The sequence below is a fragment of the Derxia gummosa DSM 723 genome (genome assembly GCF_000482785.1).
Lineage (GTDB): Bacteria > Pseudomonadota > Gammaproteobacteria > Burkholderiales > Burkholderiaceae_E > Derxia > Derxia gummosa.
In genome coordinates, this window is record NZ_KI519499.1 from 568849 (window position 1) to 569796 (window position 948).

A 948-nucleotide genomic window follows, 5' to 3' on the forward strand; every position below is an offset into this window, starting at 1 on the left:
CGGTTCATCCCCACGCCCGTGGGGAACGCCTGGCCCATTCGGTGGGCGACCAGTAGAGGCGCGGTTCATCCCCACGCCCGTGGGGAACGCAGGCGCCGGCGCAGGAGGGTTGACATGCACCGCGGTTCATCCCCACGCCCGTGGGGAACGCATCTGAACGGCCGTGATCGAGTCGGCCGCGATCGGTTCATCCCCACGCCCGTGGGGAACGCCTACAAATCTTTTACGAAATTGTCGCATTCGTCGGTTCATCCCCACGCCCGTGGGGAACGCTTCCCACCAGCTAAGGAGTGCACGACATGCCCCGGTTCATCCCCACGCCCGTGGGGAACGCGGCTCGTCGTCGAGATGGAGTGCTTGCAATGAGCGGTTCATCCCCACGCCCGTGGGGAACGCTTGCCCGCGCCGTTATTCACCCAGGCCCACTCCGGTTCATCCCCACGCCCGTGGGGAACGCGTCGTTCCCGTGCCTGATCATGACGCGCGTGCCGGTTCATCCCCACGCCCGTGGGGAACGCCGCCATCAACTCCCGTTTTCCCCCGGCTACAACGGTTCATCCCCACGCCCGTGGGGAACGCAACGGTCAGTACAGCGCGGCGCGAACCGTGACCGGTTCATCCCCACGCCCGTGGGGAACGCGTGAAGGCTGGCCGCGACGCCGAGATCGCGCGCGGTTCATCCCCACGCCCGTGGGGAACGCCCTCAGCGGCCCGGGAATCGGCCCTGCCGAGCCGGTTCATCCCCACGCCCGTGGGGAACGCAATTTCTTGCAATGCTGCAATTTGCGCTAAGGCGGTTCATCCCCACGCCCGTGGGGAACGCGTTGAGCACGAGGCGCAGCCGGCCCTGCGAATCCGGTTCATCCCCACGCCCGTGGGGAACGCTGACTCACCTTCAGCGATTCGGAGGCAAATCACGGTTCATCCCCACGCCCGTGGGGAACGCTC

General features: G+C 66.9%; 1 CRISPR repeat array.

Features of this window, described 5'->3' with window-relative positions:
* A CRISPR array of direct repeats spans positions 1–946; the repeat unit is 29 nt; unit sequence CGGTTCATCCCCACGCCCGTGGGGAACGC.
* Positions 947–948: the final 2 nt, after the last annotated feature.